A 14,840-nucleotide genomic window follows, 5' to 3' on the forward strand; every position below is an offset into this window, starting at 1 on the left:
GAATCGACATGAGCGCACTGACCCACGACATCGAACACAGGCAATTCCGCGAGACCGTCACCAAGTTCGTCGCCGAGCAGATCACCCCACACCACGACGACTGGGAGCGTGCCGGGCTCTGGGATCGCACCCTGTTCACCGAGGCGGGCAAGAACGGACTACTCGGCTTCAGCGTGCCCGACGACTTCGGCGGCCCCGGCGTCGACGACTTCCGCTATCACGCCATCGTCATCGAGGAGACCGCCCGGACCGGCGCGGCGGCCGAGGCCATCGCCTTCTCCCTGCAGAACGACGTCGTGCTGCCGTACCTGACCGAGATGGCCGACGACGAGCAGAAGGCGCGCTGGCTGCCCGGCGTCGTCTCCGGGGAGACCGTCCTGGGCATCGCGATGACCGAACCCGGTGCGGGCAGCGACCTCACCGGCATCCGCACCACCGCGGTCCGCGACGGCGACCACTACGTCGTCAACGGGTCCAAGACCTTCATCTCCAACGGGCGCAACGGTGATCTGTTCGTCGTCGCGGTGCGCACCGGGCCCGAGAAGCACAAGGGACTCACCCTACTGGTGGTCGAGGCCGACACCGAAGGTTTCCAGCGGGGCCGCAAGCTCGACAAGATCGGCCTGCATGCGCAGGACACCAGCGAACTCTCGTTCGTCGACATGCGGGTTCCGGTGCGTAACCGCCTGGGTGCCGACGGCGCAGGCTTCTACCAGCTGGTGCACAACCTGCCGCAGGAGCGGCTCTCGCTCGCCGTCGGCGCGGTCGCCGCCGCGGAGGGGACCTTCGCGCGGACGATGGACTACGTCACCGACCGCACCGCGTTCGGCTCGCCGATCAGCTCCTTCCAGAACACGCAGTTCGTGCTCGCCGAGATCGCCACCGAACTCGACATCGCACGCACCTATCTCGACGACTGCCTTGCCGAACATGTCGCCGGTGAGCTGACGGCGGCCCGCGCGGCCAAGCTCAAGTGGTGGGCCACCGAGTTGCAGTTCCGCACGGCCAACCGGTGCCTGCAACTGCACGGCGGGTACGGCTACATGCGCGAATACTCGGTCTCGCAGGCCTTCCTCGACGCGCGCATCCAGTCGATCTACGGCGGCACCACCGAGATCATGAAGACGATCATCGCCAAGGACCTCGGCATCTGATCGACTACCCTACGGTGACGGCGTGGTGGTGAATTCCAGTTCACCACCTGTGAACGAGGAGGGTTGCGGTGGCCAAGACAGCGGCGGCACGGTCGGCGACCGACACCGCGGTGGAGGAGGCGGTCCGCGCGGTGCGGGTGTCCTCGCGTCGCCGGCAGCTGCTCGATGCCGCGGTGGCGGTGATGGAGCGCACCGGATTCCACCAGATGTCGATGCAGGCGCTCGCCGAGGAGGCCGGTGTCAGCGTCGGCCTGTTCTACAAGTACTTCGGCGGCAAGGAGGAGATCCTCCTCGCGGCCATCGTCGACATCCTCGAGAAGTTCCGCGATCAGCTCGCCCCCGCGATGGAACTCGCCGGCGACGACCCGGTCGAACAGTTGATGGCCGGCTTCCGGGAGTACGTCGCGATCGTCGACGCCAACCGCGACGCGGTGGTCCTGACCTACCGCGAGAGCCGCACCCTCGACGCCGACGGACGCGAGCGCATCAAACAGCTCGAGGTGCAGACCTCCGCGCCGATGCGCGGGGCCATCACCGCCGCGATCGCCGCCGGGTTGGTGTATGACGACGTCGACGCCGATCTCGTCGTGTTCGACCTGATGATGCTCGCGCACGGGTGGGCGCTCAAGCACTGGCATTTCGCACCCGCCTTCGACCTCGACGGATACGTCACCACCCAGCTGCGGATCACATTGCGCGCGTTGGTGACCCACGACCATCTCGATCGGTACCTGGCCGGACTGTGACCTCGGTGAGGCTCCGATCTCGCCGTCAGCCGCCGATCAGGGCATCGAGTCGCTTCTCGACCATTCCCACGGACTGACCGATCAGGGCGAACACCTCGTTGGTGGTCTGGCCGTGGTAGTAGCGGTAGTAGATCTGCTGGGCGATCGCCGCGAAGCGGAACAACCCGAACACCTCATACCACCGCCAGCGCTTCGGTGTCATCTCGAACCCCATTGCCGCGCAGTAGCGTTCGACGAACTCGGCGCGCGTGATCATCCCCGGCATCGTCGTCGGCACCCGACGCATCGCCTTGACCTGTTCGTCGTCGTCGGCCTGCACCCAGTAAGCCATCGACCCCGCGACGTCCATCAGCGGGTCCCCGAGGGTGGCCATCTCCCAGTCCAGGATGCCGATGACCCGGGTCGGGTCGTCGGTCGACAGCACGACGTTGTCGAGCTTGAAGTCGTTGTGGATCACGCAGTTCGCGACGTCGTCGGGCTGATTCTCCGCGAGCCACGCCATCGTCGACTCGTAGTCGGGAACGTCGGGCGTGCGGGCGTTGCGGAATCGTGCCGACCACCCATCGACCTGACGCTGCACATACCCGAATCCCTTGCCGAGATCGGTGAGTCCGGCAGCGCCCGGATCGACCGAATGCAGCTCGGCCAGTACGTCGATGAAGTTGTGGCACAACCGTCGTGCCGACTCCGGCGGCAGCGACACGTCCGACGGCCAGTCCCGGCCGGCGATGATCCCCTCCAGGCGGCCCATGACGTAGAACTCGGCGCCGATCAGGTCGGGGTCGTCGCAATGGGCCACCATCGGGGCGATATAGGGCAAGACCGGCGCGAGCCGCGACTGGATCCGGTACTCGCGGCCCATGTCGTGGGCACCCTTGGCCTTGGTGCCCGACGGCGCGCGACGCAGGATGAGGTCCCGGCCCGGATACGACAGTAGGTAGGTGAGATTGCTGGCACCGCCGGAGAACTGGCGGACCTGCGGCTCGGCGTCGAGCCCGGTCGTGTCCTGCGCGTGCCCCCGCAGCCATTGCGCAACCTTGCCGACGTCGAAGCTGTCCTCGGCACGCACCTCACCCGCACCCGCAACCTGCAGTCCCACTTGTTCGGCCCTCCTCGTCGTTCCCGTCTCGGTCGAGGGTAACCATCACAACCCGTCGGATGAGGGCGGTTCGATCAGCTCGGGACCGAGGCGCCGTCGGTGTGGCGCCCGTCCGGGCCCCCGGTGTCGCGCGGACGTCGAAACGGCTTGAGCCGCAGGATGTGCCGCAGTACGAACGCGAGCACCGGGCGGACCAGCGGTACGCCCCACCGCCACGGCAAGAAGGCCACCCATCGCGGCGATCCGGCGATCTCCCAGCGAACGGTCAGTGTGCGCGGTCGTGGGCCGTCCGAGATGGTGAATCGCTCCGCGAAGTCCTTGATGGCCAACGGAACCGAGACGCCGATGCCGGTCATGGTGATCCGCTCGCCGTCGATCACCTCCGTGGCGCGTTGGGCCACCGAGAGGAAGGTTCCCGACATCGTCCGCCCATCGCCGACCACCGGACCCGCCGGTGCGTTCCCCTCAGACGCACCGGCGTGGATCCAGATCGGCCCCCGAAGAAACGGGAGCTAGCTCAGATAGTGGGCATGGGCGAGCCGTTCCCACACCTCACGCCGCGACAACGGCGTCGTGTATTCGAGGCGGATGGCGAAGGCCGCCCGCGTCGCGATGTAGCGGTCGACGTCGCCGAGCGCCACCTCCCGCACCGCGAATCGGTCGGGTCGGGTGGCGAGACCGTAACCGACGATGAGCGCGATCGCACCGAGAAGGGTGGTGGCGAGAACCGCCCCGACCACGATTCCCGCCACCACGAGACCACTCACACCGACCCCCCGAACGGCTCACACGCAACATCAAATATGAAATATGAATCTAGACAAGTGACCTGCGTTACGTCAAGGGCGTCACGGTGTCGGCGGGGACCAGCTGGTGACCGCGCGGAGCCGGGAGTCCACCACACGGGCCGGAACCGACCGCATGGCCAGGTCACGCAGTGTCGCGGTGACCGGATGGCTCGCCTGCATCACCACCCCCAGTGCCTTGGCCTGGCGCGCGATGCGTTGTGTGCGCCGTCGGCGCAGGGCGTCGTAGCGGGCGAGGACGGCCGGCAACTCGTCGCCGTGCTTCGCGGCGACGAGCAGGGTGGCGAGGGTGGCCGCGTCCTCGATCGCCAGGTTCGCGCCCTGGCCCAGGTTGGGAGTCATCGCGTGCGCGGCATCCCCGATCAACACTCGCCGGCCCGACACGAACGAGGCCAGAGGCGCGGCCAGCTCCTCGATCGGCAGATATGACACCGACGCCGGGTCGGTGGCGTCGAGGATCTCCTCGATCGGCGGGTGCCAGTGACCGAAGCCGCGACGTACCTCCTCCATGCCTGCGTCGCCTGCCGGGTTCGACCCGGGGGGCGTCGACACGCACGCGAACCAGTACACGCGGCCGTCGGCGAGCGGGGCGATCCCGAACCGCGCACCGAGGCCGACAGTCTCTCCGGCATCGTCGAGCGCTACGGACCCGGTGGTCACGGCCCGCCATGCGCCGTACCCGCAGTCGCGGACTCCCGGGTCGTCGAACGCGTTGGTGCGCACCGCGCTCCGCAGGCCATCGGCGCCGACGATCACATCGGCACTGCGGCGCTCGCCGGTGTCGAGGACCACCGAGGTGTCACCGACCTCGACGACCCGCGCGCCCGTGCGTATCGATCCGGCCGGGACCGCGGCCAGCAGGATGCGATACAGGTCGGCGCGGTCGATCACCCGCACATCATGGGTCGACGCCATCCGCGTCAACCAGGAGCCGTCAGGCCTGCGTGTTCCGGATCGATGGACCACCACCGCCGGACCGGCGGCAGCGCGAACCTGGTCTCCGATCCCGAGCGCGTCGAGCGCCCGGAACCCGTTGCCGAACAACGACAATCCGGAACCGTGCGCACGCACCCGGTCGGCACGCTCCAGGAGTTGAACGTCGACGCCGGCCTGCCGAAGTCCCACCGCGATCGCGAGACCTCCGATGCCCGCACCCACCACGATGACCCGCATCGCTCAACGGTAGCGCGTGGACCCGTCCGGCGGCGCCGTGGTCGACACGAGTTTGGCGAAGCAGTGTTCGCCGTCGAATCCCTGTGCCGCACACCATGCGTTGGCCTGGTCCGGTCCGGGGAAGGTCGCCGCGGCCACCGTCACCCACCAGCCGGGCTGACTGAAGACGCTCCATTCGTCGGAGTACAGCAGCCGAACATCGTTGAACCGCAATCGCAGTGCCAGGAACTCGTCGAGGATGGCCTGGTTGTCCCAGGTCTTGCCGTCGGCGAACAGGCCGGGCCGTTTGGAGCTCAGCTGCGCCACCCACCGGTTGTTGAGAGTGGAGAGGATGAAGGTGCGATCCGAATTCGCCTGTCTACGAAGCGCATCACCGGTGGTCGAACCGAGGTCGACGCCCGGCGGCAGCGCCGGACCCGTGGAGACCTGGGGTGGCGCGGCCGAACCGCCTTCCGGTTTCGGCAACGAGGTGGTGGTTTGGGGGCCGGGGTCGCAGTCGACGGTGAACGTGCCCGCGACCGTACCGTTGGCCTGGCCGAGGGTGTCGGGTGTCCGATAGAAAGAGCCCGGCGGGTAGGTCAGTTCCATGGTGATGCCCTCACCGACGTCGCTCGGCGGGATGGCGGCGGGCGCCCGGGAGAAGTCGAACCGCCCGGAGGCAACGAGCGATCCCGAGTCCGCGATCGAGATGCGGGTTCCGGTGCCCGACATGACGTCTCCAGCGGCGCACGTGGCCACGACCTTCATCGTCGCGACCAGCCCGGCCGGGGTCGTGCGGAACTGCTGCGGCGTGAACGTCGGCGCCGTCGCACAATGGGTGACGGTGCCCTCGGCGGCTGTCCGCGTCTGGGCCGGCGCGATGCCCGGCGGACCCGCCGGGCCGCCGGTGGGTGCGAAGCCGGTGATCGTCGTGCCCGTCAAGGTCACCAGAGTCGATCCGACGGCGAAGGTTTGCACGGCCGGTGAGGAGTCCGTTGAGGCACCACCGAGGGTGGACACCGGCACCGACCAGGCGTTGCTGCCGTCGGCCAAGGACAGCGCCATGATCCCACCCGTGGCGTCGGCGGCGATCAACCGCTGTCCGTCGGTGACCGGGAAACCCGTTGACGCATAGGATGTTGCGGCTGGTTGCGTCCAGCGGGTCTGCCCGGTCGCGGTGTCGGCGACGGTGAGATTTCCACCCTGAGCGATGACCACCTCGCGATCGTCGGCGAGGACAGCGGTGGTGGACGGGGAGTCGGGTCCGCCGACCGCGGTCGTCCAGGTGCTGGACTTGTCGGCCACCGAGGTCCACTTGCCATCGACGAGAAGGTGACCTCGCTGACTCTGCGAGGCCACCGTGGGCACCGACACCGACGTGCCGGGGATCTCGACGGTGGTGCCGTCGGGTCGTACGACGACGACCGGACCCGGGGTGAACGCTCCCGCCGAACCCGAACCCGAACCCGAACCCGAGGCCGAGATGACGGCGATGGAACCATCGGCCAGCGGCTCGGTGGTGGCGTATCCGGCACGGTTGAGCAGTTCACGGCCGTCGGCGGCCGAGACGACGAGCACCGAGGTCTGACCGCTGGCCACCAGCGACTGCGTGGCGGTGAAGCTGGACGCATCCCCGCCGGGACCGCCGTCGGTGAGCGGGTAGGACTTGCTCCACACCGCGTGCACACTGTTGTCCACCTTCATGATGGACAGCCCATCGTCGGTGAACGATCGGAGGTACGCGCCGTCGGTGTTGAGTGCGATCTCGTAGGCCCCGGGCGAGGGGTTGTCGGCGGTGGCGACGACGGAGCCGGTCGAGGTGTCGAAGAAGGTGATGGTCGAGGTGTCATAGCAAGCGATCCGACCGTTGACGATCGTGTCCGAGCAGCCCTGCACGGTTCGCGATGAAGTCCAGTGCTTACCGGTCTCGGTGTCGATGCCGGCCAGCGTGCGGCCGGACGAGGACTGGCTGCTGACGAAGGTCACCAACGTGTGCTCGTCGTGGACCGCGCCGAGCGAGAGGTACTGGGCCTTGTTGGGGTCGGGCGAGACGAACTGCTCGCCACCGAGTTGCGAGGCACCGACCTGCCACTTCGCCGTCGGCGCGGTTGGGAACGTGCCGGTGAGTTGCCCGTCGAGCGGGGCGGCGTGGCTCGAGTCGTCGTGGCGGCTGGTCCACCAGACGAGTCCGCCGGCGACCAGCCCGGCGACGCAGACCAGCGCGACGGCGGTCAGAATCCACGGCAGCGCACGGCGTCGGCGAGGTGGCGTCGGGCCGGGCGGCTGGATCGGGAATCCTCCGCTCGGATATCCGGGCGGCATCCCGGAAGGCGGGCCCGGCGGGCCGAAGTATCCGGCGCCCGACGGCGGCATCGGTCGCGCCATGGTCGGCTGATACGCCGCCTGCGGCCCGGTGGTGGGCGGGGGTGGTGGTGGGGGTGGTGGTGGAGACTGAGGGCCCAGCGTCGTGGGCGGCGCAGGACGCGCGATGAACTCCGTCGCGTCCGAGGCGTTGTCACCGGCGAGTTCATCCGAGTCGGACATCGTTTCAGTTAAGCCGAGTTGGACCTCGGCGTTGCAGCGTCGACTGTCATCCGATCGGACCATTTCTGCGCGCCGTGACCCGCGTCGACGCCCATACGCACAGCAGTACCCACACGGCGCCGCACGCCCATCCGGCGAGCACATCGGTGGTCCAGTGCACGCCGAGGTACACCCGGGTCACGCCGATTGCGAACGACAGCGCAGGCGCGGCGAGCAACACCCACCGATGGCCCCGGACCCACGCGCTGAGCCGGTAGGCGACGACGGCGAGCAGACAGTAGACAACCATCGACATCATTGCGTGTCCACTCGGAAACGAGTAACTCTCGATGTGCAACAGCCGGTCGGTGACCGGCGGACGAGTCCGCGCGACAACGTGTTTGAACGTCACCATCACCGCCGCGCCCACCAATGACCCGACGGCCAGCAGCACCGCCTCGTCCACGTGGCGCCGAATCATCAGCCAGACAACGACCACCGTGCAGATGATCGTCATCGTCAGCGAGTTCCCGAAGAAGGTGACGACGTGCGCCAACCCGATCCACGGCTGCGACCGTCCCTCGACCATCCAGCTGGTGACATCGTCGTCGATCCGAAGCCGGTCGAAGGCAAGCGTGGCCGTCATGACGCCACCCTACTGATCGGCTGTCACATGACCAACGCGAGCCGAACTTGTAGACGCCCCCGCTGCACCAGCCGCGCCCGCACATTGGAGCCGCGTACGTATCACTCCCGATGGTCGAGAACCTTTCCCCGATGGTCGAGGTGCACGGCGCCCACGGCGCCGGGCCTCGAGACCCGGCGAGATAACAAGCTCCCCAACCACATCGGATACTCACGCAGCGAATTTGCACCGCTTACCACGTCCCACCGACAAAAATTAAGCGCCGAAACACGTTGTCCACAAGCAGAATTGATCGAAATACCACTTGCATCGAACACACTTTCCTGTAGACTGAACCCATCACACCGATCAGCCACCGGGGAGGGGCCCATGATCGAATCCACTGCAACTCTTGACGTCAAAGATGTTGACGCCGAAGCAGTCTTCGCCGACGTCGTCACCCAACTCAGCGACCTTCAATGGAATCCGGACATGACCGGACCCCAGGCCTTCGGTGCGATGAAACAAGTCTTGCTTCTTCGTAATCTGGTTGATCACCATGCCACCACCCTCACCGGTGAACTGGACCGACTGGGCGTCGCCGACCACAAGACCACCCGACTGCGAGAACTGTTGATCAGCATGGGTTTCGCACCCGCCGTCGCTTCACGGTATGTGCGGGTCGCCGCCACCACCGACATCGATCTGTTGTTGGCGCACGCTGCGGATGGGTCCATCTCGTCCGAACACACCGATGCCATCGTGCGTGGGTTGGCGCACATCGACACGCGTTGCCCCGAACCTTTGGACACCGTCGAACGCTGTGAGTTTCTGCGGAAACTGCTGTCGCACTACTTCTCCGGCTTCACTCCCGCCGAGATCAACACCTACGCGCGGCAACTCGGCAACGAGCTGGCGGCAGAGACTCCGGGCGGGTTACCGGCCTCAGAGGACAAGAACATCAACTCCTACACCGACCGCATCACCGACGACGGACGGCTGGAGATCTCGGCGAACCTCGACATCGTCGCCGGCGAGAAAACCCGCACCCTGATGGAAACCTTGTCGGCGCCCAAGCCTCAGCCGGATGGGTCACCCGATCCGCGGACACCCGAACAGATCTGTGCCGCCGCATTCGAAACGATCGTGGAGTTAGCGGCACAAGGACTAGCGGACACCACCTTCTCAGCCAAACCGACCAACGGCCTGTTGTGGACCTGGTCGGCGGACAACCCGGCGGTCGGCGGGGATTTGCAGAACATGGGCGCCATCACCGAAGCCACCGCCCGAATGCTGTCGTGCGACACCACCATCACCAAGATCATGCTCGATCCGAACGGTGTACCGCTGAGTGTTGGTGAAGCGAAACGCTTCTTCACCCCCGGCCAACGCAAAGCCTTACTGGTGCGTGATCGCGGGTGCATCAAATGCGGTGCACACGCCGGACGATGCCAAGGACACCACCTCGCGCATTGGGCCGACGGCGGTCCCACCGACCTCGACAACGGCTGCCTCCTCTGCACCGGTTGCCACGACGACGTCCACAATCACGGCTGGGACATCATCATGGGATTCGACCGGCACCCGTGGCTGGTCCCGCCCGCCAGCATCGACCCGCAACGACGACCGATACCGTCGTATCACCGACGCACCATGCGACTCGACGACACCGCAGCCTGACCTACCCTGCCCCACAATCTGATTCCCTGCACCCGGCCTGGCCGGGACCGCATCTGTTGTTTGACAACTCCATAGTGAAACCCCCATCCCGGTGGTCGAGGTATTCGAGTGCCCCGTGGCCCGGATACCCGTCGGCACAAGGGGTCTCGAGGCCCGGCGCCTGGGGCGCCGTGCACCTCGACCACCGGGCGGGAAGGACTGAAGCATTCCCGCGCGGGGTGGAACGGCAATCCAGGAGGGACCGGTCCTCCCCGCTGGTCGAGGTGCGAGCCGCGTGCGGCGAGCCTCGAGACCAACTGAGCCGGAGCTGAATTCGGACCACAGTGGCCGGATACCTCCCTGAGAAAGAGCGGGGCGTCAGCCCGCAGCGAGCGCGCGGCCGATCACGAGTCGCTGAATCTGGTTGGTACCCTCGAAGATCTGGGTGATCTTGGCTTCGCGCATGTAGCGCTCCACCCGGAAGTCGCGGGTGTAGCCGTTGCCACCGAGGACCTGTACCGCGTCGGTCGTGACCTTCATCGCAGCGTCGGTCGCGATGAGCTTGGCGGTGGCGGCAGCACGCGAATACGGTTGTTCGGCGTCTCGTCGGCGAGCGGCGTCGAGATAGGTCGCGCGTGCCGAGTCGACGGCGGCGGCCATGTCGGCGAGGAAGAAGCCCAAGCCCTGGTGGTCGATGATCTTGCGGCCGAAGGTGGTCCGTTCTTGTGCGTACTCGACCGCAGCGTCCAGGGCCGCCTGCGCCAATCCGGTGGCACAGGCCGCGATTCCCAATCGGCCCGAATCGAGTGCGGAGAAGGCAATCGGCAACCCTTGGCCCTCGGCGCCGATCAGGCGGTCCGTGCCGACGACAGCGTCGTCGTAGGTGGCGGCAGTCGTTGGGACGGCGTGCAGCCCCATCTTCTCCTCGGGCTTGCCGAAGGTGAGGCCGTCGGTCTCTCGCGCAACCAAGAAGCACGAGATCCCCTTCGACCCCTCGCCGGTGCGGGCGAACAAGTTGTAGACGTCGGCGATGCCGCCATGGGTGATCCACGCCTTGGTCCCGGTCACGTGATAACCGTCGTCGGCGGCCTTGGCGCGGCAGTTCAGTGCCGCCGCATCGGAGCCGGCCTGCGGCTCGGACAGGCTGTAGGCGCCGATGAGTTTGCCGTTCAACAAATCTGGGAGCCAACGCTGCTTCTGCTCGTCGGTCCCGAAATTGAAGAGCGGGTGACACGCCAGGCCGTGCACGCTGGTCGCCACAGCCACGGCCGCCCACCGCGCCGCGAGTTCCTCCAGCACCTGGAGGTAGACCTCGTACGGTTGGCCCCCGCCATCCCACTCCACCGGATACGGCAGCCCGAGGAGTCCCGCCTCACCGAGCTCGGCGAAGAGCCCGTCGGGATACGTCTCGGCCTTCTCGTGCGCGTCGGCGATCGGCGCCAGACGCTTGTCGGCGATATCGCGGGTCAGGGCGATCAGGTCGCGCGCCTCATCATTGGGGAGCAGACGATCAACAGCCATGTGGCGAGCCTTTCCGGGCTAGAGACAGTACTCAGGTACGCTTCACAGTACTATTCTCGACGTCGGAAGGCCATAGCGGTCCGGCAGCCCAGCAGTGAGGAGCGATCATGACCCGCGGGGTGAATGCGAGTGCGGGCGTCTCCGACTTCGGCACCCGGAGGCGCGCAGCGCTGTTCGACGACCTCCTTGCTCTGCTCCTCGACGAAGGTTTCGCACATCTTTCCGTCGCCGACCTCGCAGGCAGATTGCGCTGCTCCAAAACGACGATCTACACCCTCGCCGACAGCAAGGAGCAACTGGTCACCAAGACCGTGACGCATTTCTTCCGGGTCGCCACCGAGCATGTCGAGGCGCGGGTCGCGGCGGCGACGTCGGCACGCGAGGCGGTCATCGATTACCTCATCGCCGTCGGCGAGGAACTCTCCCCGGCCTCCGAGGTGTTCATGACCGACCTCCATGCGTTCGGCCCGACCCGCGACCTCTACGAACAGAACACTGCCGCAGCCGCCCGCCGGGTGCGGGAGCTGATCGACGCCGGAGTTCGCGACGGCGAGTTCCGAGATGTCAACGCCGCGTTCGCCGCCGACGTCGCCGCCACGATGATGAGCCGCATCCAGCGACGGGAGGTCTCGGCGACCACGGGCCTCGACGACGCCGCCGCCTATCGACAGCTCGCCGCGATCCTCACCACCGGCATCGACGCCCAACGACGCTGACGGTCGGCGTCGAGGCGGCCATCAACGCCGGCGGGACAGATGCGTGACGCCCCGGTCGTCGACCCACCACCGCACCCGAACCTCGTATGATGCGTCACTACCCTTGCGCAACAATGCAATCCGCAGATCATCGTGCACACGCCCCTCGCCGGTCACAGGCTTTCCGGTCTCGGCGGTGAACAACACCGCGGCAGTGCCATCGGTCGTGGTGTACTCCCCCTCGCCGACCGGTTCGGCGGTGAGTTCCTCCGACACCGGCGGGAGATCCAGGATATCGGCCAGAAGCGCTGCGCCCTCGGGGCTGTCGGGACCGATCACGAGTACCCCGGGATCGACGGCCTGCGCCCACCATCGGTCATCGAGGACGACCGGCGCGCGATGGTCATCGGTGGGCACGGCTGCACCCGAGGCGACCCGCACGGCGTCCGGTGCGTCGATCTCCGACCAGTCGATCCTCCCCGACCGGCAGACCTCGACCACCGCGGAGTAGATCCCGCGAGCGACACCGGGCGAGATCGATCTTGCCCGATCGCCCAGTCGGGCCAGCAACAACGATGCCTCCGTGGCGGATTCGGGCGGTAGCGCTGCGAGCGCAGGGGCCAGCGCGTCCGCGTGCGGATGCACCAGCGGATCGAGCACACCGAGGAGCGAGTGATCCGACGGCGCACGGTATTCACCGAGCAGTAAACCGTCGACCTCGGCGAAGTGGCGCAACCACCAGGCGGTGTAGCCCTCGCGATCGTCGAGCGCTCGTGCCGTCTCCTCGTCCCCGACGATCAGCGTCAGGGCCTGCGCCCACCGATCGGGGTCGACGAGGTCGAGATCGCGGACGGCGCATAGACATTCCGGGGCATCCGGCAAGGTCTCCCACCACTGCTCCTCGTCGGGAAGATCGTGATCCGGCCCCGTCGGCAGGTCGTCGGTGATCACTGCGAACGACCACCCCACCCCGAGCCGGCGAAGCACCTGCACACTGTGCCGCTCGGCGACGTCGGCGTCGAGCAGACCGAAGGGATGGTCCTCGATGAGCACCGCGGCCAACGGCGAATCGGCGAGCAGCAACTCGTCGGCAGTACGCAAGTCACCGTCGTCGGCGGGCAGCGGAAGCCGCGACAGCCATTCGGGCACATCGGCTTCGGTGCCAGCGCCGAGCAGCGTGAGTACCTCCTCGGCCAGACCGGTGGCGTCGACCTCCTCACCCGCACCGTCCTCGACAAGGTCGGCCGCCTCCTCGACGAGCATGCGCAATGCCGGATCGGCGAGTGCATCGGTGATCGAAAGCCGCTGCACGCCCAGTCGTTCCAGGAGGGGATGGTCAGCCTCGGCCGCGACGGTACGAATCCAGCGCAGGGGCGTCTGCACGGCGTGCGCGGTGAACAATCCGCGCGCACCGATGTTCATCCGACCATCCGAACGCGGGATGGGCAGCGCGGCAAGTTCTTCGGCATCGAGAGTCGTCGACACCAGCGGTGCGAGCGCCGCGTACAACCGCCCCCACCACGCAGGGTCGCGTTCCACACCGGTCAGCCGCTCCGCCAACGACGCCAAGCCGATTCGGGTCACACCGAGCGACTCGAGCACCGGGAGTTGATGTGCGAGAGACAGATCCGGATGGATGAGATCGGTGAGCAACTCGCCGAGCACCTCCGCGAGATCGGGATCGAGCCCGATCAGCACCGACGCGCGGTCAGGCACCAGCGGCGCCCCTGCGATGCCGGGGAGCCAGGCAGTACGACGCAGTTCGTGGAGCACCGCGTCGATCAACCGGGCATCGTCGCCGCCCCGCGCGCGATGCGCGCGGGGAACGAGCGCCACCCCGTCGACAGGCTCGGCAAGGCGCAGTACGTCCACGTAACCCGCTGCGGCTGCCGCGATGTCGGCATCGGGGTGCACATGGCGACGATCATGGGTCAGCGGGAGACGGGCGATGAGCCGACACGGCAACGACAGTTCGATGTCCGTCGGTGTCGGCGCCCAGAGCACATCGGCCGCCGACGCGTCCGCCCCGGCACTGACCGGCCGCCCATCGTCGGCGCGCAACCATCGTGACGGCCCGTGCTCGATCTCGGTGAATTCCCGACTCCGCCGATCACCCCGGCCCGCCACGGTCACCGTGAGCCGACGAGCTCGAGAACCGGAGGACAGTTCGTCGTCGGCGATTTCGGTCCGGTCGATCTCGAAAGCGTTGTCCTCCACGGTGATCAGCCGCAGCGCGGTCAGCGCCAGAAGCAGATCGGGGGCCTGCGCGGCGGCTGCGTCGAGGATCGCTTGCGGGTCGAGTCCCCCGACCAGGCCGAGTACGATCTCGGTCGTGAATCCGGCATGGGGGACGCCTTCGTCCGGCCAGGCCAGCCGCAGGAGCGGAACACGTGCTACGTCAACGATTCCCGCGGCGGCAACCGCGGCAGCGGCACGTGCACGATCGAAACGGATCGTTCCGGTCATCGAGCGGATCTCGACGGTGTGCGCGACGGCGGCGGTGGCACTGAATCCCACCCCGAACCGGCCGACGACGCCACCGGTGTCATCGGGCCGTTTGGCCGAGACGCGCAGCGCCAGCAGCGACCGCACTCCCGCTTCGGTCAGCGGCGCACCGGTATTGGCGATGTGCAGGCCCTCGGCATCCGACCAGATCGCGACCTCGCCGTCGACCCCTCCGAGCCGAGCGGCATCGGCAGCGTTGGTGACGAGTTCGACGAACAGGCGATCGCGGTAGCCGACACTGGCCAGATCATCTTCGGCGGCAACATCTTCGGCCAGACGTGTCGGTGAGTCCCGCCACGCCGACAGCGTCGCCGCAGCGAGGTCGGCGGTACCGAAGGGGTCAGTGTGCACCGGG

The 14,840-nt window shown here is 67.3% G+C and carries 12 protein-coding genes; 4 read left to right on the forward strand and 8 right to left on the reverse strand.

Translation table 11 applies throughout. The annotated features are described in order from the left end of the window. Nucleotides 1-8 precede the first annotated feature (8 nt). Nucleotides 9-1,154 (forward strand): acyl-CoA dehydrogenase family protein, encoded by a 1,146-nt coding sequence (locus AC5ZH6_RS21180; RefSeq protein WP_288337185.1) that lies wholly within the window; start codon nt 9-11, stop codon nt 1,152-1,154. Between the two features lie 68 nt (nt 1,155-1,222). Next, nucleotides 1,223-1,900, forward strand: a complete 678-nt coding sequence (locus AC5ZH6_RS21185; RefSeq protein WP_288337186.1) for a TetR/AcrR family transcriptional regulator — start codon at nt 1,223-1,225, stop codon at nt 1,898-1,900. A gap of 25 nt (nt 1,901-1,925) precedes the next feature. Here the strand turns inward: AC5ZH6_RS21185 and AC5ZH6_RS21190 are convergent, their stop codons facing one another. The 6 genes from AC5ZH6_RS21190 to AC5ZH6_RS21215 all read right to left on the reverse strand — a co-directional run bounded on the left by AC5ZH6_RS21190 (nt 1,926) and on the right by AC5ZH6_RS21215 (nt 8,126). Further along, the gene (locus tag AC5ZH6_RS21190) at nt 1,926-2,999 is read right to left on the reverse strand and encodes a phosphotransferase family protein (protein ID WP_288337187.1); all 1,074 of its coding nucleotides are present in this window, start codon (nt 2,997-2,999) and stop codon (nt 1,926-1,928) included. Between the two features lie 74 nt (nt 3,000-3,073). Continuing rightward, nucleotides 3,074-3,421: a hypothetical protein gene (locus AC5ZH6_RS21195; RefSeq protein WP_288337188.1), complete on the reverse strand. Its 348-nt coding sequence runs from the start codon at nt 3,419-3,421 to the stop codon at nt 3,074-3,076. Between the two features lie 90 nt (nt 3,422-3,511). Beyond that, entirely contained in the window at nt 3,512-3,766 is a 255-nt protein-coding gene (locus AC5ZH6_RS21200; RefSeq protein WP_288337189.1) for a hypothetical protein, read from the reverse strand. An 81-nt stretch (nt 3,767-3,847) separates the two neighbouring features. Continuing rightward, on the reverse strand, nt 3,848-4,978 hold the full coding sequence (locus AC5ZH6_RS21205) for an FAD-dependent monooxygenase (RefSeq protein WP_288337190.1): 1,131 nt from the start codon (nt 4,976-4,978) through the stop codon (nt 3,848-3,850). A 3-nt stretch (nt 4,979-4,981) separates the two neighbouring features. Beyond that, complete coding sequence (locus AC5ZH6_RS21210; protein ID WP_288337191.1) at nt 4,982-7,501, reverse strand: outer membrane protein assembly factor BamB family protein; 2,520 nt, start codon at nt 7,499-7,501, stop codon at nt 4,982-4,984. Nucleotides 7,502-7,547: 46 nt separating this feature from the next. After that, on the reverse strand, nt 7,548-8,126 hold the full coding sequence (locus AC5ZH6_RS21215) for a phosphatase PAP2 family protein (protein WP_288337192.1): 579 nt from the start codon (nt 8,124-8,126) through the stop codon (nt 7,548-7,550). Nucleotides 8,127-8,495: 369 nt separating this feature from the next. On the opposite strand from AC5ZH6_RS21215, the gene AC5ZH6_RS21220 reads away from it, so the two are divergent. After that, nucleotides 8,496-9,785: an HNH endonuclease signature motif containing protein gene (locus tag AC5ZH6_RS21220; RefSeq protein WP_288337193.1), complete on the forward strand. Its 1,290-nt coding sequence runs from the start codon at nt 8,496-8,498 to the stop codon at nt 9,783-9,785. Nucleotides 9,786-10,142: 357 nt separating this feature from the next. On the opposite strand, the gene AC5ZH6_RS21225 is transcribed toward AC5ZH6_RS21220, so the two are convergent. Next, nucleotides 10,143-11,285, reverse strand: a complete 1,143-nt coding sequence (locus AC5ZH6_RS21225; protein ID WP_288337194.1) for an acyl-CoA dehydrogenase family protein — start codon at nt 11,283-11,285, stop codon at nt 10,143-10,145. 107 nt (nt 11,286-11,392) lie between these two features. Between AC5ZH6_RS21225 and AC5ZH6_RS21230 the strand changes: the two genes are divergently transcribed. Beyond that, nucleotides 11,393-12,001, forward strand: coding sequence for a TetR/AcrR family transcriptional regulator (locus AC5ZH6_RS21230; RefSeq protein WP_208792454.1), 609 nt, complete (start codon nt 11,393-11,395; stop codon nt 11,999-12,001). A 21-nt stretch (nt 12,002-12,022) separates the two neighbouring features. Here AC5ZH6_RS21230 and AC5ZH6_RS21235 read toward each other — a convergent pair whose 3' ends face one another. Continuing rightward, entirely contained in the window at nt 12,023-14,836 is a 2,814-nt protein-coding gene (locus AC5ZH6_RS21235) for a sacsin N-terminal ATP-binding-like domain-containing protein (protein ID WP_288337195.1), read from the reverse strand. Nucleotides 14,837-14,840 lie beyond the last annotated feature (4 nt).

Source organism: Gordonia sp. YC-XJ4, assembly GCF_059511865.1.